At 66.1% G+C, this 20,750-nt stretch carries 14 protein-coding genes; 12 read left to right on the forward strand and 2 right to left on the reverse strand.

Annotated features, from left to right (window positions below):
- Nucleotides 1-69 precede the first annotated feature (69 nt).
- The 6 genes from ACLJEU_RS08120 to ACLJEU_RS08145 all read left to right on the forward strand — a co-directional run bounded on the left by ACLJEU_RS08120 (nucleotide 70) and on the right by ACLJEU_RS08145 (nucleotide 11,764).
- Nucleotides 70-2,466, forward strand: coding sequence for a hypothetical protein (locus ACLJEU_RS08120; protein ID WP_414662105.1), 2,397 nt, complete (start codon nucleotides 70-72; stop codon nucleotides 2,464-2,466).
- Nucleotides 2,463-3,974 (forward strand): hypothetical protein, encoded by a 1,512-nt coding sequence (locus tag ACLJEU_RS08125; RefSeq protein ID WP_414662106.1) that lies wholly within the window; start codon nucleotides 2,463-2,465, stop codon nucleotides 3,972-3,974. The genes ACLJEU_RS08120 and ACLJEU_RS08125 overlap by 4 nt, the downstream gene beginning before the upstream one ends.
- Before the next feature lie 250 nt (nucleotides 3,975-4,224).
- Nucleotides 4,225-5,997 (forward strand): DUF6683 family protein, encoded by a 1,773-nt coding sequence (locus ACLJEU_RS08130; RefSeq protein WP_414662107.1) that lies wholly within the window; start codon nucleotides 4,225-4,227, stop codon nucleotides 5,995-5,997.
- A 99-nt stretch (nucleotides 5,998-6,096) separates the two neighbouring features.
- The gene (locus ACLJEU_RS08135) at nucleotides 6,097-8,499 is read left to right on the forward strand and encodes a hypothetical protein (RefSeq protein WP_414662108.1); all 2,403 of its coding nucleotides are present in this window, start codon (nucleotides 6,097-6,099) and stop codon (nucleotides 8,497-8,499) included.
- Between the two features lie 191 nt (nucleotides 8,500-8,690).
- A complete protein-coding gene (locus ACLJEU_RS08140) occupies nucleotides 8,691-10,601 on the forward strand; it encodes an amidophosphoribosyltransferase (protein WP_414662109.1) in 1,911 nt (636 codons plus the stop codon).
- Between the two features lie 56 nt (nucleotides 10,602-10,657).
- Nucleotides 10,658-11,764 (forward strand): AIR synthase-related protein, encoded by a 1,107-nt coding sequence (locus ACLJEU_RS08145; RefSeq protein WP_414662110.1) that lies wholly within the window; start codon nucleotides 10,658-10,660, stop codon nucleotides 11,762-11,764.
- Nucleotides 11,765-11,835: 71 nt separating this feature from the next.
- Here ACLJEU_RS08145 and ACLJEU_RS08150 read toward each other — a convergent pair whose 3' ends face one another.
- Together ACLJEU_RS08150 and mtnN are read right to left on the reverse strand one after the other, a co-directional pair.
- Nucleotides 11,836-13,461, reverse strand: coding sequence for a SulP family inorganic anion transporter (locus ACLJEU_RS08150; RefSeq protein ID WP_414662111.1), 1,626 nt, complete (start codon nucleotides 13,459-13,461; stop codon nucleotides 11,836-11,838).
- The gene (gene mtnN / locus ACLJEU_RS08155) at nucleotides 13,458-14,327 is read right to left on the reverse strand and encodes a 5'-methylthioadenosine/S-adenosylhomocysteine nucleosidase (RefSeq protein WP_414662112.1); all 870 of its coding nucleotides are present in this window, start codon (nucleotides 14,325-14,327) and stop codon (nucleotides 13,458-13,460) included. Before mtnN ends, ACLJEU_RS08150 begins: the two co-directional genes overlap by 4 nt.
- A gap of 110 nt (nucleotides 14,328-14,437) precedes the next feature.
- On the opposite strand from mtnN, the gene ACLJEU_RS08160 reads away from it, so the two are divergent.
- The 6 genes from ACLJEU_RS08160 to ACLJEU_RS08185 all read left to right on the forward strand — a co-directional run bounded on the left by ACLJEU_RS08160 (nucleotide 14,438) and on the right by ACLJEU_RS08185 (nucleotide 20,724).
- Nucleotides 14,438-15,436 (forward strand): adenosine deaminase family protein, encoded by a 999-nt coding sequence (locus ACLJEU_RS08160; protein ID WP_414662113.1) that lies wholly within the window; start codon nucleotides 14,438-14,440, stop codon nucleotides 15,434-15,436.
- A gap of 96 nt (nucleotides 15,437-15,532) precedes the next feature.
- Nucleotides 15,533-16,249, forward strand: coding sequence for an orotidine 5'-phosphate decarboxylase / HUMPS family protein (locus ACLJEU_RS08165; RefSeq protein ID WP_414662114.1), 717 nt, complete (start codon nucleotides 15,533-15,535; stop codon nucleotides 16,247-16,249).
- A complete protein-coding gene (locus ACLJEU_RS08170) occupies nucleotides 16,246-17,271 on the forward strand; it encodes a zinc-binding dehydrogenase (protein WP_414662115.1) in 1,026 nt (341 codons plus the stop codon). Before ACLJEU_RS08165 ends, ACLJEU_RS08170 begins: the two co-directional genes overlap by 4 nt.
- Before the next feature lie 85 nt (nucleotides 17,272-17,356).
- Nucleotides 17,357-18,136, forward strand: coding sequence for an oxidoreductase (locus tag ACLJEU_RS08175; protein ID WP_414662116.1), 780 nt, complete (start codon nucleotides 17,357-17,359; stop codon nucleotides 18,134-18,136).
- A 13-nt stretch (nucleotides 18,137-18,149) separates the two neighbouring features.
- Nucleotides 18,150-19,037, forward strand: coding sequence for a sugar phosphate isomerase/epimerase family protein (locus ACLJEU_RS08180; protein WP_414662117.1), 888 nt, complete (start codon nucleotides 18,150-18,152; stop codon nucleotides 19,035-19,037).
- A gap of 193 nt (nucleotides 19,038-19,230) precedes the next feature.
- Nucleotides 19,231-20,724 (forward strand): serine hydrolase domain-containing protein, encoded by a 1,494-nt coding sequence (locus tag ACLJEU_RS08185; protein WP_414662118.1) that lies wholly within the window; start codon nucleotides 19,231-19,233, stop codon nucleotides 20,722-20,724.
- Nucleotides 20,725-20,750: the final 26 nt, after the last annotated feature.

Here is a 20,750-nt window from a genome sequence, read left to right on the forward strand (position 1 = left end):
CAGTGAGCGGCGCTTGCGATTCCCGTCGACCGTGCGGGGGCCTTCTGCCTTGGTCTGCGGTCGTTTGTAATGAGGAACTTTCGCTTCAACGGATTCCGATGGACGGCGGGCGCGTGGCGTCTGGGTGCGGCCGTGTTGTGCACGGTGCTTGCCAGCGGCGCGCCGCGGTTGGGTGCGTCCGAACCGGAGCGCTTCCATGACGTCAAAGGCTGGCGCGGCTCCGTGGTGGCTACGGCTAAGCCCACGCCCGCGGCGATGGAGATGATTCAATCCACGCTGGGCCGGGCTGGCGTCAAAACCACGCTCGATTACAGCCTCACCTACATGGCGGAGTTCCTGCTCGATACCTACGAGAGCGAACCGTCGGTTTGGAAGGGCAAGGCGACGAGCACGTCATACGAGACCGCGTATCGGTTCACCGCGAAGGCGTCCAGCGGTTCGCAGGAGGCGATCTTCACCGGTTCAGGACCGCTGGCGTTCAACTGGGACGGCGTGGCGGAGCTCCAGTTTCACGGCGACCGGGGGTGGTCGGTGAAGCTGCCCACGGGCAGGATTGCGGCGGCCTACCGCGAGCACTGGACGCCCCCGCAGGGCCCGACGTTCAGGAACGCCCACACGGGCACCGCCTTCAGCAGCCTGCACGCGACCAAGACGCATCCGTATCCGAAGGCCGGCTACATCCTGTTCGCCTCGGGTGAAATCGAGCATGAGTTTCCCGGCCCGTCCGGCCAGTGGAACGCCACGCCGTCGGTGCTTTGGGATTACACGATTTACCTGGAGCCGACATCGATGGAGGAGCTGCGGCTCGAGATCGACGACACCGAGGCCTATCGGCAGTGGCGGCCCGACGCGCAGCTCGACGGCGGTCCCGGCACGCCGCTCGAGTTGAAGGCCACTCTCGTCACGGCCTCCGGCGGCCAACCCAAGGTCCGGGTCGAGAGCTTTGTCTGGGAGCTGAAGGACACCTCCACCGTCGACGGCATCGCCATGAACTATCCGGCGATCGCCGGTGATTTCGCGTTTGATTTGGAACTCGAGGCCACCGGTCCGATGTCCGTCCTGGACCCGTCCAATCAGAAGCTCACGCGCGCCGTGCGCGAAGGTTTTTCGGACACCGCCCGGATTGTGCCCCGTGACTGGGGCGCCTGGGCGACGCTGCAGGTGACCGCCAAGCTCGCGGACGGACGCCAGGTGAAGGCGCGATTGAAGGGGAAGAACGAGGTCGGCCTGCGGCTGCCGAAGCGCAAACCCGACTCGAAGATTGCCGATGCGTGGAGGGTGAAAAACGGCTCCGGCGCAGATTCGCTCGACGACGAGAACGAGCCGGTCGGCGACGGCAACAAGGGTGACGGCTTCACCTTGTACGAGGAATATCGTGGCTTCGTGGTCGACGGGCAGCACGTCGAGGGCGATCCGAAGGCGAAGGACTTCTTCATCTACAATCTCATCGGCGCCGACGCGGAGCCCGGCATCTCGCTCTTCGAATCGCTCACCGGCTTTCGCGTGCACTCGCGTCTGCGTGAAGATGAATTCCGTCTCACGGATCGCGTCATGAACGCGCATTACACCGATGCCCACGTGGTCGATCAGCACGGTGTCGTCCTCAATGTCGCGGACAATGCGGCGCAGCTGGCGGGCAAGCCGGCCGACGTCTTCGGCGCCATGACGTATTCGGTTGATAATTACCCGAAGGGGCAGGGGTTCCGTCCCGCGGCGGTGCGGATCGTGGGCATTCTCCCGCGCGGCCACGCGGAAAGTCTGTTCACTCCTCCGGGCAATCTCGGCGCCAGTGACGCGATGTTCACCTTCGATCGCGCCATCGCGCACGAACTCATGCACACCGTGGGCGTCGAGGAACATGGATCCGGTGACGGCCAGGCCCAGTTCACCTTCGTGGCGCCGGAGGATGGCAAAAACACCGTGGGCCGGCCCTACTTCGCCCTCGATGGCATGCTGACCAAGCCGACGGAGCTGCGCAACGAGCAGGACCACGATCTGGCGGCGTCGGTGTATCCGCGGTTCATGCAGGAGGTGGCGCGGTGGAAAAACGATTTCCGTTACATGTATGTGGGACAGCCGGGCGACGCCGGATATCCGCGTCTCACCGACGAGGTGTACACCCGAATAGCGTGCGCATTTTTGCGCGATAGTTTCACTCTGCGCGGCATCGTCGGGTCGGAGCGCGGCGAGCACTCCGGCCATCAGGACTGCATCATGCGCTATCACTTCGCGCGGTTCTATCCGTTCACCGGCCGGCGCGATGCCTTCTACCTGATCACGCCCGGAACGGAACGCATCGGCCTCGAGCTTTGTCGCTCGCCCGCCGGCACGGGCGTCAACGCTCCCGGTTGGAGTCCGCAGTCACGGCACGGAGCCGCCGCCGACGGCGCTGGCAACTGCGCCGCCCTCATTTGTCCGAACGACGCCGTGCCGCCGCGGCCGACCGCCGGCAAGGCCCCGCGATGAAAGCGTTGATCGCATTGTCCCGCGGGTTGGGCGCGATCGCTTTGGTCAGTCTTGCGTCGGCTGTGTCCGCTGCAGCCGCGGTCGATCCGTTGCTTTCGCTTTCGCTCCGCGGAGTTCGCGACGGCCGAGTGACGCCGGGCGAACCGGTGGGCGTCGCGGTGCGGCTGTCGGTGCCGGCGCGCTCGACCGCGGCCATCGTGATCGCGCCTGAGCGTGGCGGGTGGACCGACGCCATCAGCATTGAGCTGGCGCGCGAGGTTGGGGATCGCGCTGTCGCCGCGGGCGCGGTGATGGGAAAACCGGATACGCCGCGAATCACCGTCGAGGCGAAGAGCGCGGTGGGTGGCGTGTGGCTGATCTCCTCCGCTGCGATGCAGGCGGTTCCGCCGGGAAATTATGTGGTGCGCGCCCAGTTGAACGTGGACAGCGGCTCCGGCTGGAAGGGCCGCGTGCGCTCGGCCCCGCTGCGGCTGACGGTGGTGCCGGTTTCCACGGAGGCCGCACGCGCGGCGCAACGCGCGGCTGCGCTCGCGTTCGAAGCCGTTGCGGCGAATCGTCCCGAGGCGGCGGCCGGCCTGCTCGACGCCCAGCTGAAGCTGACACCGGATGATCGGTCGCTGCTCCTGTTGCGCGCCGCGATCGCGGAACACGCCGGCAACGAAACCGCGGCCCTGGCGCTCGTGAATCGAGCCGCCCGCGGTGTCTCGCCCCAGGCGCCGCCCCCCGCCGATCTCCACGCCGCGCAAGCCCGGCTGCAGGCCAAACTGCTCGCGCCGCCGACTCCTGGTGCGGCTCCCGCTCCTCCGGCGTGGTCAGCGTTGCCCGCTTTCCTGCTGCCGACCGTCACGCCTGAAATGATGCGCGCGAGCAAACCTGCGGTGGCGGCAACCACCACTGCGCCGGTCATGACACCACCCGTCGCGGGTGCGGGCGCGCCGATGGCTACGGCCCCGGTTACGGTCACGATTCCCACGTCCAGCGGTCGCGTCGGTGCGCCCGCGGCCGGGCAGGTGGTGCCGACGGGCGAGTTGAACGAGGCGGCGATCCTGGCGGATGCGGCGGGGCAGTGGGCCGCGACCGCGCGCGCGAAAACGTCGTACAGCAATCCCAGCTACGGCCCCGGCAAGGCGACCGGGGCCCCGGATGTGCCGGTCGCGGGCAACAGCCCCGATGCCTGGTGTCCGGCGACGCGGCAGGGTGGACTCGACTGGCTCGAGGTGACGTTTGCGCAGCCGGTCCGCGCGACCGGAGTACGCGTGCGGCAGAACGACACCGCAGGAGCGATCGTGAAAGTCGAGGCGTTCGAACCCGACGGCACGTCCCATGTGTGGTGGGACGGCGTTGACCCTTACCGCGCCCCCGTGGTGCGGACGATCGCCTGGTTCGCCCTGCGCGTGCCGCCGACGGAATACGCCGTATCGCGCGTGAAAATCACCCTCAACCTCGACGCCGGTTCCGGCTACAAGCAGATCGACGCGGTGCAACTGGTCGCCGTCCCCGCGCCATGAAACTTCCGCCGCGTATCGTTCTTGGCTTCGCCCTGTTGATCACTGCGGCGGGCGTGATCAGGGTGAAGGGGGATCGCCGTGCAACGTTCCGGCGATAGTCGGCGGCGGTAAATCGCATCGACGGCTGGCCGCGTTCTGCTTGGGTGGCGTCGACTTCGTGTCAGGCCTTTCCAGCTTTAGGGGCAACGATCGCGTCGGGCGGCTTCCACCTGTCCGTGCGCATGGATCGCGCCTCACCTCCGATTACTCCATGCACTCCCGCTTCCTGCGCTTCTTTCGCCGCGGATTGATCGCCGTCGGCCTCACGGTCACGGTGGCCTCGTTTGGTGCCGAAACGCCGCCGCCGCCCGCGAGTCCGCTCAACAGTCTGGTCCGGAAGCTCGCCGAGAAACGCGCGGCGCAGGCCACGCCGACGCCGCCGACGAAAGAGCAGCTGCTCAAGCCGGAGTTTCGTTTCCGGCCGGCGCCCAGCTGGCTCCTCCTGCCCGATCTCGCGAAGCAGCTCACGACGAATGAAGCCGAGCGCGAGGCGATCTTCGCGCTGCTCGATCAGGGCGTCAAAGAAGCCCGCAAGCTCCTCGCCGCGGAAGGCGCGGAGAGCGACGTCGCGGCGGCCACGGCGCTTTTCATCACGGAACTGTGGAAAGTCGTGCGGCAGCAGGAACTGCCCGAGGCTCACACCGACGCCCTGCACGCGCAGATCGTCGGCGCGTTGGCGGGGCCGGACGTCGCGAAGATGAGCAATGCGGACAAGCAGAAATTCTGGGAGTTCTGCATCGGGTTTCCGGTGTTCGTCCTGGGCATGAAGGAGGTCGCGACCGAGCCCGACGCGCAGAAGGACCTGCGCCGGATTGCGGGCGCGGCTTTCGAGTCGTTGATTGGCGTCAATCCCGAGCTGGTCGACATCGGCGCCCGGGGCCTCGTCGTCCGCGCCGGCCTGGAGGAGGCGGCGAAGCAGTTGAGCGAACCGCCGCCGCCGACCGTGGTGCGCGCCCCGCCCGCCGTGCCCGCGGGTGATCCCACGGCGGTGGCGGCCGGTGTATCCGGAATTACGTACACGCCGCCGGCCGGATGGGCGCAGGAGAAGGCGGCGTGGGCCACGATTTACCGGGCGACGCTGTTCGACACGAATGACAAGGGCGAACCGGAGACGAATCGCGACGCACGTCATGCGGGATCCATTTTTGTGCTGCCACCCCGGCCGATCACGAAGGACGCGCACACGACGTTCAACGCGGTGTGGCGCGAGCAGCTCGACACCTTCGATCTCGGCGACACGACGGTGCATTACCGGGCGCGGCTGAAGAGCGGGCTCGTCATCCATTACATGGGCCGCTTCTTCCGGCGGAAGAACGCGCCCGAGGGCCAGATGCAGGACTACGCCGTCGTTTACCTCGTCGATCTCGGCGGCGGGCGCGTGCAACCGATCACGGCTGTGGCCGTGCCCAACGACCCGGGCCTCGGCATGAGCTCGTTCAAGGAAACGGCCGCGTTTCGCTCCCTCTCGTGGCCGCTGGCCCGCCTGCTGGATTCGATCCAGCCGGTTGGCGGACGGGCTCCGTATCCGGCGGGCGGATTCTTCGCGGCGGCCGACATCATGGGCAACTGGGCGGAATCGAGCAGCGCCTTTGGCGGGTTCTACGTCAATTCCGTGACGGGCGCCGGGGCGGGTGCGGCCGTGCATTCCTCGGCCGGGACGTTCCGGCTCGGGACCGACGGCACCTACGACTACGCGTTCTTCTACTCGACGATGAACCCGCAGTTCGGCAACTCGAGCGGGTCGACCAATCACAAGGGACGCTATCGGCTCGACGGCGATATCGTGCTGGTGGAGCCGTCCAAGCCGATCAGTTACAAGTTCACCTGTTGCGCCGTCGGCATCGGCACGCGGCAGACGTCGGAGGGATTGAAACGCGTCCTCGTCACCGTCTCGGCGCGCAACGACGGAGTCTACCTCTCGCCGTCGCTGGTGCCAAACTGGGACAGCTACGCGGGCACGCTCAACTGGTACGTCGAAAAATAACCGCAACGCTGCGATTTCCCGCCGGCCGTGCCGCGTGGGAAATTGTTTCGGCCCGATTGATCCCAATGCTGCGATCGCCCTGCTCAACGCCGTGAACTCATGAAACGATTCCGCTTTTTTTCTGGTGCCGTCGTCGTTGCCGCCGCCGGCTTCGCGCAACTGGCCGGGGCGGCGGAGAAGGCCGCGGACTGGCGCTCGGTCAGTCGCGTGCGCGGCGTGCTGTCGGTCGACTGGCAGGAATGGATCCGCGAGGGACATTTCTCCGACCAACGGACCTTCGAGCAGCGCGAGGAAGCGCGGGTGCAGTTCGTCATGGAACGGGATCGCGGGGACAAGGTGGCGCTGCCGCCCGGCCTGCCGCCGGAGCTTGCCGCGCTCTTCAAGGACGCGGTGGAAAACAGCAAGATGGACCAGCCGCAAGGGGCGTGGCGGGCCGTCTCGGCCACGATCTCAGGCTCGCGGCAGGCCGAATCGAGTGTCGTGCCTTACGGCTCGAGCTCCCTTTCGGCAGGCTTCCGGGGCGCGCCGCAAAGCCTGAAGGACTTCACGCTGTCGGTCGATTTTGAGACCGGGGCCTGGCAGATCGTCTCGCCCGGCAAACTGCGCGATCCCTATCCGGTCGTGGTGGTTTATCAGGGAGACGACCCGCGCACCGACACCTCGATGGATGATGTTGCGCAGAGCGCGACGTTCGACGGCGTCGTCTCGGGGCCGCCCGTGATGACCACGGCGACGTATCAGGACGCAGGAGCGGTGGATCAAAAGCCGACGCGTGGATTCAGGAAGTCGGCGCGACTCCAGTTCTGGCCGGAGTTCGATGACGTCGAAGTGGAGGTGACGATCGAGGACTACGCGACGTGGCGGCCCCAAGGGTCGATCCAGAATCCCGCGCGGCCCGGCAACCATCTGGTCGCGCGCGGCACGCTGCGGCCGAAGGGTGCCGGGCGGGTGGAGGACCTGCCGCGGGTGAAGGCGTTTCACTTCGCGCTCTTCGACACGTCGCGTGAACCCGGCGTGTGCCTGAATTGGCCGTTGGGCGCAAAGGATACGGACTACGATATGCGGCTCGCTGCGGCGCCTCCGTTTGCCGGGCAGGTCGGAGACGGCGGGCAGCGGAACGACGTCGCTGCTTCGGTGAAGGACGAGCGGGGCCGTCCCTACGCCGAGTCGGCGATCGAGAGTTACGATTTCGGCGGCCGGTCCTCCCTGCAGGTCGTGTGCGAGCTGGCGGACGGGCGCGAGATTGTCGGGATGATGAAGAGCGATGCCGGCGACCAGGATCTCGTGCGCCTGCCCAAAATGAATGGGCCCGACTGGATCGCCGAGGTCTGGCGGAAGGAAAAGAACGTCCCCGCGCTCGCCGCCAACGCTGACGACGAGGTGGTCGCGGGCCAGAAGGACAACGGTGACGGCTTCACGCTTTACGAGGAGTACCGCGGCTGGGTCGTCGACGGGAAGCGCGTGGAGGGCGATCGGGAGCGGAAGGATTTCTTCGTGCTGAACCTGGTCGGTTCCGACGGTCAGCCCGGGATCGACCTGTTCGAGAAGCTGTCCGAACTGAAGGTCCACAGCCGGTTGCGGCCGGGCGAGATGGGGGAGGCGACGCGACTGATGAACGGCAACCATCGCGATGCGCCCCACCGGGTGAATCAACATGGCGTGTGGGTGAAGACGTTCACGCGCGCGACGCTCGGTGACACCGGCGCGGATACGCCGATGACGAAGAGCGGTGTGGCTGGTCGGCCGGGCATCACGAAGGGCGTGGGCATTCTCGCGCGGAGCGATCCGGACAGTGCCTTCAACAAGGCGTACAATCTGCCAGCGCAGGACGCGATGTTCGCTTACGACCGCGCGATTGCGCACGAACTCCTGCACTCGGTCGGCGTGGAACATCACGGTCCGTCCGACTCGACGGGGTACTCCCTGATTTTCATCCCGCCGAATGTGCCGAAGAACAAGATCGGCCGGCCGCACTATCAGTCGGGCGACGGCACGGTGTTCACGCTGCTGACGGAAGACGGTCACGATCTGGCCGCAGCGACCTACGTGAGTTATGCCGAGACGATGGGCCGGTATCGGGCCGCGATGATGGACATGCTGATCGCGCTCTGGAGTCACGGCCCCGCCGGATCGACTGACCCGGTGGTGGCGCGTCAGCGCGCGGAAGACAGTTTGGCCGGCGCCTTCGATCAGGTGTACGCGCAAAGCGGTATGGTGGGGTTGCCGCGGGGCGCGCACTCGGGAAATCAGGACTGTGTCATGCGTTACTACTTCGCCCGGTTCTATCCGGCGCTGGGCCGGCGGGACACCTTGTACCTCGTCACGCCTGGGACCGAAAGGATCGGCTTGGAACTCTGTCGCGCCGTTGCCGGTACGGGCGTCAACGCGGCGAGTCACCGGCCGCAGTCGCGCTACGGCGATGCCGCTGCCGCTGCGGGAAATTGTTTCAGCCAGATTTGTCCCAACGACGCGATCGCCCCGCGCAAGGCACGGAGCCCATAAGCGGGGCTCAGTTTCGTTGTGGCGCGGGTCTCGAGAGCTTTCCGGCGATCGGTCAATCGCAGGTCCGGCGTGCTGGGGCAGGGGCATAAGACGCGGCCGCCGGAGAAAGCCGTTGACGATTCGGTTCGCATCTTCGGAATCTGCGGCTTCCTTCCGCCTGTGACCTTCCATAATCTAGCGCGAACGAGTGCATGAGTGACCGTATCACCCACGAGTGCGGCGTCGCGATGGTGCGGCTGCTGAAGCCGCTTTCCTACTATCAGGAAAAATACGGTTCGCCGCTGTGGGGCTTCACCAAGCTTTTCCTCCTGATGGAGAAGCAGCACAACCGCGGGCAGGACGGTGCGGGCGTTGCCTGCGTGAAACTGGACATGCCGGCCGGCACGCCGTTCATGTTCCGCGAGCGCAACATCAAGGCGAATCCGCTGGATCGGATTTTCCGCTCGCTGCTGGGGCAGTACAATGAGCACGTCGACAACGGCGTGATCCACCCGGAGTTCACCGACACGGTGAAGACTCACTTCGATTTCGGCGGCGAGCTGCTGATGGGGCATCTGCGCTATGGCACCAGCGGCGGGTACAACATCTCGTCGTGTCATCCGTTCTTCCGGCGCAGCCCTTGGCCGACGCGCAACCTGGCGCTGTGCGGCAACTTCAATCTCACGAACACCGAGGAGTTGAACCGCTCGCTGATTGCGATGGGACAGCACCCGATCTTTGCGTCGGACACGCAGGCGATTCTCGAGAAGATTGGGTTCTTCCTCGATGAGGAACACGAGGACATCTACCGCTTCCTGCGCAAACGCGATCTCGCGGGCGAGGAACTGTCGCGGCGGATCAGCGAGGACCTCGACGTCACGCGCGTCATCACGCGTGCCTCGCAGAAATGGGACGGCGGCTACGTCCTCTGCGGTCTGATCGGCAACGGCGATGCGTTCGTCGTGCGCGATCCCTCGGGCATCCGGCCGTGTTTCTATTTTCAGAACGACGAAGTCGTCGCGTTCGCCTCGGAGCGCGCGCCGCTGATGACGGTGTTCGATCTCGCGCTCGAGGACGTGCGCGAGGTGGAGCCGGGCCACACCGTGGTGATCAAGAAGCGCGGGGCCGTGATCTCGGCGCCGTTCACCGCGCCGCTGCCGCGCTCGTCGTGCTCGTTCGAGCGCATTTATTTTTCGCGCGGCAACGACGTCGACATCTACCGCGAACGCCAGGCGCTCGGCGGCCAGCTGGCTCCGCAGATCCTGAAAGCCATCGACTACGACTGGGGCAACACGGTCTTCAGCTTCATCCCGAACACGGCCGAGACTGCGTTCTACGGGCTCATGTCGTCGCTGCGCACGCTGCGTCGCGACGAGGTTAAGACCGCGATTCTCCAGGCGAGCCGGGAGGGCCGGCTGGACGAGGCGCTGCTCGACGATCTCATCCTGCGCAACTGGCCGCGCGGCGAGAAGGTCGTGAGCAAGGACATCAAGATCCGCACGTTCATCGGCCAGGAAAACCTGCGCAACCAGCTCGCGAGCCATGTCTATGACATCACCTACGGCTCAGTCCGGGCGGGTCAGGACAATCTCGTGGTGGTGGACGACTCGATCGTGCGCGGCACGACGCTGCGACGCTCGATCCTGCGCATTCTCGCGCGGCTGAACCCGAAGAAGATCGTCATCGTGTCGACCGCGCCGCAGATCCGTTACCCGGATTGCTACGGCATCGACATGTCGGAGCTGGGAAAATTCATCGCCTTCGAGGCGGCGGTCTCGCTCCTGAAGGAGCGCGGGCAGGGCGAGTTGCTCGATGAAGTCTACGAGCTGTGTCGCGCGGAAGTGGGCAAGGGCGGCCCGCACAATCACGTGCGTCGGATCTACGAGCCGTTCACGCCGGAGGAAATTTCCCGGAAGGTCGTCGAGCTGGTCCGGCCCAAGCAGCTCGAGTGGAAAGGTGAGTTCGAGATCATCTTCCAGACGATCGAGAACCTGCACGTCGCGGTGCCGAATCACCGGGGCGACTGGTATTTCACCGGCAAGTATCCGACGCCCGGCGGCTACCGGGTCGTGAATCAGGCTTACCTCAACTATTACGAGAAGCAGGATGGACGCAGTTATTGAGCGCCGCTGACGGAGCCCGGGACCGGACTTCGTCGGTGGAGCCACCCCTTTCATTCATGTCCCTGTCCTACGAAAAGTCCGGTGTCCGCTACGACGAACTCGATGCCTTCAAGCGCGCGTGTCAGAAAGCCGCGCGGACGACCGCGAGTGCGCTCGCCAGTCATGGTTACGCCGAGCCCGCCACGACGCGCGGTGAAAGTGCCTACCTGATCGAGGCGGCGGATCATTATCTCGCGCATGTCGAGGAAGGCCTCGGCACCAAGAATCTCGTGGCCGACGCCGTGTACGCAGCAACCGGACATTGCTTCTACCGCGAAATCGCGATCGATACGGTCGCGACCATCGTGAACGATCTCATCACTTGCGGCGCGCTGCCGATCTCGGTGGCGATGCACGCGGCCGTGGGCGATTCGGGCTGGTTCGCGGATTCGACGCGCACGATGGCGCTGGTCGACGGCTTTGCGGACGGCTGCCGCTCGGCGGGCGCGGTGTGGGGCGGTGGAGAAACGCCCACGCTCGGCGGCGTCGTCGAACCCGAGGCGATTGTGCTGGCCGGATCGGCCATCGGAAAAATCTCCCCGAAGTCCCTGCGCATCGTCGGCGATGTCCGTGACGGTGACGCGATCATCTTCTTTGCGAGTTCCGGCGTGCAGACCAACGGCCTTTCGTTGTGCCGGCGGCTGGCGGAGCAGCTGACGAACGGTTACCAGACGCCGATCGGCCACGGCGACCCGCGGTCGTTTGGCGAGGCGTTGCTCGCTCCCTCCGTAATCTACGTCGCCTTCGTGCGCGAGTGCCAGCGGATCGGGCTGAAGCTGAATTACGTCGCGCACGTGACCGGCCATGGCTGGCGCAAACTCATGCGGCTCGAGGAGCCGTTTGTGTACGAGATCACCGCGCCGCGGCCGGCGCCGGCGCTGTTTCAATTCATGATAGAGTCCGGACCGATCGAGCGGCGCGAGGCGTACGCTACGTTCAACATGGGCGTCGGTTTCGCCGCGTATGTTTCGGCGGCGAGTGCGGATCAGGTGTTGGCCGTCGCGAAGGCCACCGGCTACGATGCCTGGCTCGCGGGTCACGTCCGCAAGGACGGCACGCGCAAGGCCGTCGAAGTGCCCTCGCTTGGACTCACGTTCGACGGTTCGACGCTGCAGGTGCGTTGAAGGGGCGGGCAGAATGAGTTGAAAGGTGAAAGTTGAAAGTTGAAAGCTACTGCTGTCGCGGCTTTCAACTTTCACCCTTCACCTTTCAACTCCGTGAGCTCCCCCGGCTCGGTGAACCAGTGTGCGCCGGCGAGCGCGAGTGCGATGCCGGCGTAGCCGATCGCGTAGCCGGCGGCGGGAAACAACGTTTCGCCAGGACGGCGGGTGTCGGTGAGAAAATCGAGCAGCGGCAACGCGCTGACCGTATCGCCCGCGGCAAAACGCCACGCGTGCAGCAGCCCGAGCAGGGAAAGCACGGCGGCCGCGAGCGCCCAGCCGGCGGCCGCGAGGAGACGGCGCTCGATGATCAGCACGGTCACCGCGGAGAGCACGAGCGCACAATAAAACGCTCCCTGCTCCAGGGCGAAGCCGCCGTCGATGAACGTGCCGGAGGCGTGGAACGCGTCGACGAGTTTCGGTGAAAATTCGATGCCGGGCGTCGTTCCTGAACTCCCGATCCGCAGCGCGTTTTTGGTGAAGAACATCGCCCACGCAATGATCACCGGGGTCGTGCCGAGCACGACGGCGGGCCAGTGCCGTTGCGGCGTCACTTCGAACGCCTGCACGCAGATGATCAGGCCGATCCAGATGATGATCGCGATGCCGGCGTCGGCCGGCACCGCCCACGCCACGTACGCCATCGAGCCGGTGGCGCAGAGCACGGTGATGAAAATGCCGTTGAGGGTGGAATAGCCGGCGCGCGCACCCATGCGCTTCCACGCGGGGTGGCCGATATAGATCGAGGTCGGGAACGGCGATCCAAAGCACGCCGCGGCAAACGTGCCGAGGCCGTTGACCATGAGCGAGGATCGCGCCGAGTAGGAATCACCCGCCGCCGCGGCCGACTCGATGCACTGGAGCGAGGCCAGCAGATTGAGGAGCCCCATCGGAATGATCACCGAGAGATAGGGCAGGACATGGCCGCCGCTCATCGCCTGCCACAGCGCGCCGAAGACTGGCACCGGTGGATACAGGCCGAACGTGCCTTGAGGCAGCGCGCCCTGGGGCGCGAGGCCGGTGAGCCACGACAGCGCCGTGCCCACGGCGAGCACCACGAGCGCGGCGGGGACGCCGAACTTCGGCTTCACGCGGCCGAAATAAAACAGCAGTACGAGCCCGAGTGTGATGAGACCCACGATGGGGTGGGCGAAGGTGTTGAGGAGAAAGTTGAGCGTGAGAAACGCCATGCCGGCACCGGACAGTGCAGCGAGCAACGCGGCGCGGGGCGTCATGCGGCGAATGCGTTCACTGATGAAGGCGCCGAAAAACTCGATGCAGCCGGAACCGATGCAGGCCACGAGCCCCGCCTGCCACGCGACCTCGTCGGGATTCGGCGCCCCCTGCGCGATTGCGATTTGCTTCGCGGGCAGCATCACGAGGAAAACGTAGGCGATGAAGGTCGGCGTGTTCAGCCCGAATGGCAGCGCGCAGACGTCGCTCCGGTTTTCCCTTTTGGCGAGCCGGTGCGCCTGCCACGCGTAGAAGAGATTGCCGACGAGGTACGACACGGCGATGCCGGGGAGAATCCGACCGTAGACGAGCGACGCCGGCAGCCCGACGACGTTGAGGCAGAGGGCGGGGACCAGCAGCAGCTGGACGATGTTATCGAGCGCGATGGCGCAGAACCCGTCGACGTCGCCGCGGGTGAAGAGCTTCATGGCTGCCGCGCCGCGCCGGCCCGTGCGGGGTGGCGCGCGAGTTCACGCACGAGTGACACCGTAAAGAGCGCCGCCTGGCGCGCGGCAAACGGCGACAGCGCGCGGTAATCGTTGTCGGGCGAATGCTGGGTGCGGTTGCTGCCGCTGCGGATGCACAGAAACGGCACACGGAGATAGTAGCAGACCTGCGCGACCGAGCCGCTTTCCATTTCCATCAGGTTGGGCTGCAGCTGACGCAGGATGTCGGCGATCCGCTCTGCGGTGATGCCGAACTGATCGCCCGACGTGATCCGTCCGCAGCGCACGGTCGGCACGTAGGCCGGTGACTGGTGCGTGGCGGTCTCCGGGATGTGGGTACGGAGGGCGCGCCGGGCGGCGGCGAGCAGCCGGCGGTCGCCTGGATACACGATGGGCGAGTGGTCGCCGCGCGGGCCCTCGGAGCCGAAATACTCCATGGCGTAGCCGGCACCGAGTGAACCCATGTCGTGGTTGCAGGTGACCTCGCCGACGATGACGTCGCCGTTGCGAATGGCGGCGTCGATCCGGGAGGCCGTGCCGCACATCAGCACCTCGCGCGGGCGGAATTTCTCCACGAAGAGCGTCGTGATCAGGGTGGCGTTCGTCTTGCCGATGCCCGTGACCGCCACGATGACGCGGCGTCCGTCGATCCGGCCCTCGATGAACGGAAACCCGGCGAACTCGCGTCGCGATTTCCGGGCGAGCGCCCATGCGACCAGCTCGGTCTCCTGCGGAATGGCGCCAAGAACGAGCGTGAGGTCGCGAGCGGGACGCGGGCGGCGGGGGCGGGCGACAGGCAGGCCGGGCACGATGACCGGAGGCTGATGGCGAAGCGGCGGAGGCACCATGGGACGGGTGCAGGGAGCAGGTGGCGTGCCTTCTGCGGCGACGGGCACGGCGCCTGCTCGGAGGGCGGGCGCGTTTCCAACGTCTCCGCCCTTCCTCCTCATCTCCGCCCGTGACTTCACCGGACCTCGACCTCGCCGCGTTCGTGCAACGTCTGCCCAAGACGGAGACCCATCTTCACCTCGAAGGATCGCTGCCGCTTGAGCTCGCGCGGCGGATGGACCCCGAGTTCTTTGCCACGCCACCGGCGTACTGGCATCCGGATTTCCGCTTCACGGATTTCGCGCAGTTTCAGGAGCAGTTCGATCGTTATTTCTTCAAGTGGTTCGTGTCGCCGGAGAATTACTACGAGAGTTGCCGGCGCGTGTTTGCGGAGGTCGTGGCGCAGAACGGGGTCTACCTCGAGGCCAGCTTTCATCTTGGAACCGCCGAGCGGATCGGCGACGTGCCGTTTCGCGAGATTGCGCGCGCGATCCACGCGGCCAAGCCGCCGGGGCTGGAGTTGCGCTTGTTTCTCGGGATGTTTCGCGATCACTACGCGGGTCCCCTGGTCCGAGTCGTCGACGAGGCGATCGCGTGGGACGAGATTGCGGGCGTGGATCTGCATGGTTTCGAACGGCCGGACTTTTTGCCGTGGAGTGCGGACGTCTGGGCGAGGGTGCGCGCGCTGGGTAAGGTCACGAAGGCGCATGCGGGGGAGTTCGCGCCCGCGTCGGACGTGCGGCGGGCGGTGGAGTATCTCGGCGTGCGGCGCGTGCAACACGGCCTCTCGGCGCTCGGCGATCCCGCGGTGATGCAACTCCTCCGCGATCAGGACGTGACGCTCGACCTGACGCCGATCAGCAACGTGAAGCTGCTCGCCGTGCCGTCGATGCGGGAACATCCGATCAAGCGATTCCTCGCCGCCGGCGTGCGCTGCACGATCAGCACGGACGATCCCATGCTCTTCGGCAACCGCTTGAACGACGAGTATGTCGCGCTGGCCACCGAAGCGGGATTCGACCGCGCGACCTTGGTGGCCATCGCCCGCCATGGTTTCGCGGTGGCGGATTTGGCGGCAGACGTGAAGGCAGGCCACTTGCGGACATTGGATGCGCTGCTGCCGCGGTAGGTCGATGCGACCATGGTCCTAAGTTTCGCGCGTGGTTCGCTCGCGCGTTGACGCCACGACGGCGCGCCGCGCACTCTTGGCGCAACTCAACCCCCAATGCTGCCGATCGTTCAGATCTCGCTCGACCTCACGAATCTCGATGAAGCGCTGGCCACGGCCACGCTCGCCCGGCGCGCCGGCGTGGACTGGCTGGAAGCCGGGACGCCGCTGATTCTCGCCGAAGGCCTGCACGGCGTGCGCGCATTGCGGGAGCGGTTTCCCGGCGTGCCGATCGTGGCGGACTTGAAGACGATGGACGGCGGCTACCTCGAGGCCGAGATGATGGCGAAGGCGGGCGCGACGCACGTCGTGGTCATGGCCCGGGCGCACGAGGAAACGTTGAAGTGCGTCGTGAAAGCTGGCCGCGATTTCGGCGTGAAGGTGATGGGCGACAACCTCGGTTGTCCCGACATGGTGGACGGCGCGAAGCAGATTGAGGATCTCGGCTGCGACTTTGTGATTCACCACATCGGCTACGACGAGCGGCGCGGCATCGCCGCGAGCGGCCGGCGGATGCCGAGCCCGCTCGATCAGTTGCGCGCGGTCGTCGATGCCGTGCGCGTGCCGGTGCAGGCCGTGGGCGGACTCACGTTGGAACAGGCCGTGCGCACGCCGGAGTACGGCGCGCCGCTCGTGGTCATCGGCGCGCCGCTCGCGGTGGACGCCGATGCGTTCAAGACGGCCGACGGCAACCTCGAGGGTTCGCTGCGGCTGATTTGCCAGCGCGTCCATGGTTATGGCGACGTCCGCGTGAAACAGGAGACTTCCCGATGAAAAGCCCCGCCGTTGTTAATTTTTCCCGCGAACCGCACAGCGTCGAAATTCGCGAGTTCACCAAGCCCGAGCCCGGCCCCGACGATGTCGTGCTCGCGGTCGAAGCCGTGGGCGTGTGCGGCAGCGACCTGCACCAGTGGACCAGCAGTCACAGCTGGCCGGTGAATTATCCGGTCGTGCTCGGCCATGAATTTGGCGGGCGCATTGCGATGCTCGGCTCCGCCGTGCGCGGCTGGAAAGAGGGCGACCGCGCGGTCAGCGAGACGGCCGCGGTGATCGATACCAACAGCCCGATGACGCGCGCCGGGCTCTACAATCTCGATCCGAACCGCAAAGGCTTCGGCTACGGCGTCGACGGTGCGATGACGCGCTTCGTGCGCGTGCCGTCGCGCTGCCTGCATCGCGTGCCGGACACGCTGGCCTTCGAGCACGCGTGCCTGACCGAGCCGTGCTGCGTGGCCTACAACGCCGTGATTCACAACGCGCGCATCCAGCCGGGCGACCGCGTGATCGTGCTCGGGCCGGGACCGATCGGCATTCTGTGCGCAGCGATGGCCCGGCTGGCCGGCGCGGAAGTGGCGCTCGTCGGCCTGGAACGCGATCGCGCGCGGCTCGAGATCGGCAAGGCGTACGGCTGCGAAGTCATCATCGGCGATGCCTCCGCGTGGGCGAAGTCGCGCGACGGTCTGGGTGTCGACGGCGTCGTCGACGCGGCGGGCGCCTCGGCGGCGTTGAAAACCGCGCTCGAACTCGTCCGGCCCGCGGGGTGGATCAGCAAGGTGGGTTGGGGCCCGCAGCCGCTCGGGTTCTCGCTCGATCCGCTTGTCCAGAAAAACATCACGCTGCAGGGCAGCTTCAGTCACAACTGGCCGATCTGGGAGCGCGTGCTCGCGATGCTGGCTTCGGGCCAGCTCGACGTCCGGCCCATCACCGGTGGCATCTGGCCGCTGGAGCAATGGCACGAGGCGTTCGAGAAGATGCACTCGGGGGCGATTGTGAAGGCCGTGCTGAAGCCGGCATGAGGCAATCCTCCGGGACCGCGACCGCCCCCGGTCGCATTCGGCAGCGACCGGGGGCGGTCGCGGTCCAAGTTCCGATATGAATTCTATGCGTCTCAAAGACAAAGTCATCATCGTCACTGGCGGCACCAGCGGCATCGGCAAGGCGATCGCGGAGCGCGTCGTCGCGGAAGGCGCGCGCGTGCTCGTGCACGGCATCGAGCGGCATGACGGCGAGAAACTCGTCGCGCAGCTCGGCGCCCATGCGTCGCTGCACCTCGATGATCTGATCGATCCGGCCAGCCCGAAACGCATCGCGGCGGCGGCGGTGGCAGCGTTCGGACGGATCGACGCCGTCGTGAACAACGCGGCCATTGTCGCGCGCAGCAACCTGGAATCCACCGAGCCGGCGTTTTTCGATCGCATGATGGCGGTCAACCTCCGGGCGCCGCTGTTTCTGATCCAGGCGGCGTTTCCCCAGCTGAAAGCGAACCGCGGCTGCGTGTTGAACATCGGTTCGATCAACGCCCACAGCGGCCAGGCCAATCTGCTCGACTACAGTCTTTCGAAGGGCGCGATGCAGACGCTCTCACGCAATCTCGCCAACGCCCACGCGACCGATCACGTGCGCGTCAATCATCTGAATGTCGGCTGGGTGCTCACGGCGCGGGAATACGCGCACCAGGTCGAGCATGGGATGCCGCTCGACTGGCCGGAAAAGGTGCCGGCTCAGTACGCGCCGTCGGGCCGCCTCATGATGCCCGAGGAAATCGCGGCGGCCGCGGTCTACTGGCTGGGCGACGAATCGCGGCCGGTCAGCGGCGCGGTGGTGGACATGGAGCAGTTTTCCCTGATTGGCCGGAATCCGAACAAGTCGTCGTCCCAGTAATCCCGCTACCGCCATGCCGAAACTTGCCGCATTTCCCAAGGCCTTCATGCGCGCCCTCGTCAAGGATGGCACCATGACGCTGCGCGAATGGGTCGATCTCGCCGCGCCGCTCGGCGTCGACGGCCTCGAGTACTACAGCGGGTTCCTGGAACTCGTGGATCCGGCTCGCTGGCCGGCGGCGCGCCGCGAGGTCGAGCGCCGCGGGATGGTGATTCCGATGCTGTGCTGTTCGCCGGACTTCTCGCACCCGGACGCCGCCTTCCGGGCGGCGGAAATCGAGAAGGAGAAAAACTGGATCCGCATGGCGGCGACGCTCGGCGCGGGCTATTGCCGCGTGCTGTCGGGGCAGCGGCGCCCGGAGCTGACGCGGGCGCAGGGCATCGATCTCGTCGTGCAAAGCATCGAGGCCTGCCTGCCGGAGGCCGAGAAATGCGGCGTCACGCTGATCATCGAGAATCATTACAAGGACGATTTCTGGCTGTATCCGGAGTTCGCGCAGAAAATGGATGTGTTCTGCGAGCTCGTGGATCGCATCCGGCATCCGCGCTTCGGCGTGAACTACGATCCGAGCAACGCGTTTCTCGCCGGCGACGATCCGATCGAACTGCTCCGGCGCGTGAAGCATCGCGTGCTGACCATGCACGCCAGTGATCGCACCTTGATCTCCGGGACGCTCGAGGATCTGCGCAACGAGGAAGGCGGTGCCGAAGGCTACGCGAAACGGCTCAAGCACGGCACGATCGGCCGCGGGCTCAACAACTACGACGCCATCTTCAGCGAACTGCGCAGCGTGGGCTTCGACAGTTGGGTCAGCATCGAGGACGGCGTCGACGGCATGGACCAGCTGGTCGAGAGCGTGCGCTTCGTGCGGGCCAAGTTGAAGCAGCACTGGCCGGCGTAGGCGGGTGGCTGAGTTGGGACAGAATGAACCGAATGGGATGAATGTTTCGGGCTCTGCGCATTGAGTCCATTCGGTCAATTCTGTCCAAACCCACCGCCAGCTCTGGCGGCGAGAATTACCTCGTCTCGCAACGCACCGTTCCACTACCGGGTGGGGCGCGGCGATTCCGTCCGCATCTCAACCCCTCGTTGTCATGAAGACTCTCCGCGTCCTCTCACTCCTCGTTTTGTCGGCGGCAACGGCGTTCGCGGCGGAAACCGCAACCGGCCGTCTGCCGCGCAGCACCCCTGAGGCTCAGGGCATTTCCTCGACCGCGTTGCTCGGTTTCATCGCGACGGCGGAGGCGAAGATTCAATCGCTGCACAGCGTCATGCTCGTGCGCCACGGCCAAGTCGTCGCCGAAGGCTGGTGGGCGCCTTACTCGGCGGAGGAACGGCACCAGATGTTTTCCCTGAGCAAGAGCTTCACCTCGACGGCGGTCGGACTCGCGGTCGCCGAGGGTAAACTGTCCGTCGACGATCCTGTGCTGGGCTTCTTTCCGGAAGAGGCGCCGGCCAAACCGAGCGCCACGCTGCGGGCGATGCGCGTGCGGGATCTGCTCACGATGTCGACGGGCCATCACAATGAAGACATCCAGGGGTTTCCGTACGGGTCCGAGGAGAGCGTGGTGAAGAAATTCCTCGCGCTGCCCGTGACGCACAAGCCAGGGACCTTCTTCGTCTACAACACCCCGGCGAGCTACATGCTGTCGGCCATCGTGCAGAAGGTCACCGGGCAGTCGGTGCTCGCCTATCTCGGCCCGCGGTTGTTCGCGCCGCTCGGCATCGAGGGCCCGGTCTGGGAGGCCAGCCGGCAGGGCGTGTCGATGGGCGGCTTCGGGCTCAGTATCCGCACGGAGGATATCGCGAGTTTCGGTCAGCTTTACCTGCAGAAGGGCCAGTGGCAGGGGAAGCAGCTGGTGCCGGCCTCGTGGGTCGCAACGGCGACGTCGCGCTGGATGTCCAACGGTAGCGCGCCCACCAGCGACTGGGAGCAGGGCTACGGCTTTCAATTCTGGCGCTGCCGCTTCGGCGTGATTCGCGGCGACGGCGCGCACGGCCAGTTCTGCGTGATCTTTCCCGAGCACGACGCCGTGCTGGCCATCACGGCCGGTACGCGCGACCTGCAGGGCGTGTTGAACGTGGTCTGGGAAACGATCCTGCCGGCGCTGCAGCGCGGGGCGTTACCGGCGGACGCCGCTGCGCACGGAAAATTGCAGGCGAAGCTCGCGGCTCTGACGTTGAAACTTCCCGCCGCGGTGGCCACGCCATCGCAGGCGGCCGTGATCGCGGGCCGACGCTACGTCTTTCCGAAAAATGCGCAGGCGCTCGAGGCGCTCACGCTCGCGCCGTCGGTGCGCCAGCCCGGGGCCACGGACGTGGCGGTCACCATCTATGGAACGGAGGAGAAGGTGACGCTCGACGGCCGAGTGTGGGTGCGCGGCGAACTCAAGTCAGGACCGGTGACGGGACCGGTGGCGCTGGCCGGCGCATGGACGGCGGACGATACGTTCACGCTCGAAGTGGTGCGTTACCAGACGCCGTTCACCATGACGCACCGACTGACGTTTACGGGTGACAAGGTTAAGTGGGAGAGCAAGCCGAACGTCGGTGCCGGTGCGATGACGCTGGTGGGCAAGCGCGAGTAGTACCCGCGAGCGCAGGCTTCCCGACT

It is taken from the genome of Terrisphaera buseokensis (genome assembly GCF_047521145.2).
In the GTDB taxonomy this organism is placed as follows: domain Bacteria; phylum Verrucomicrobiota; class Verrucomicrobiia; order Opitutales; family Opitutaceae; genus ER46.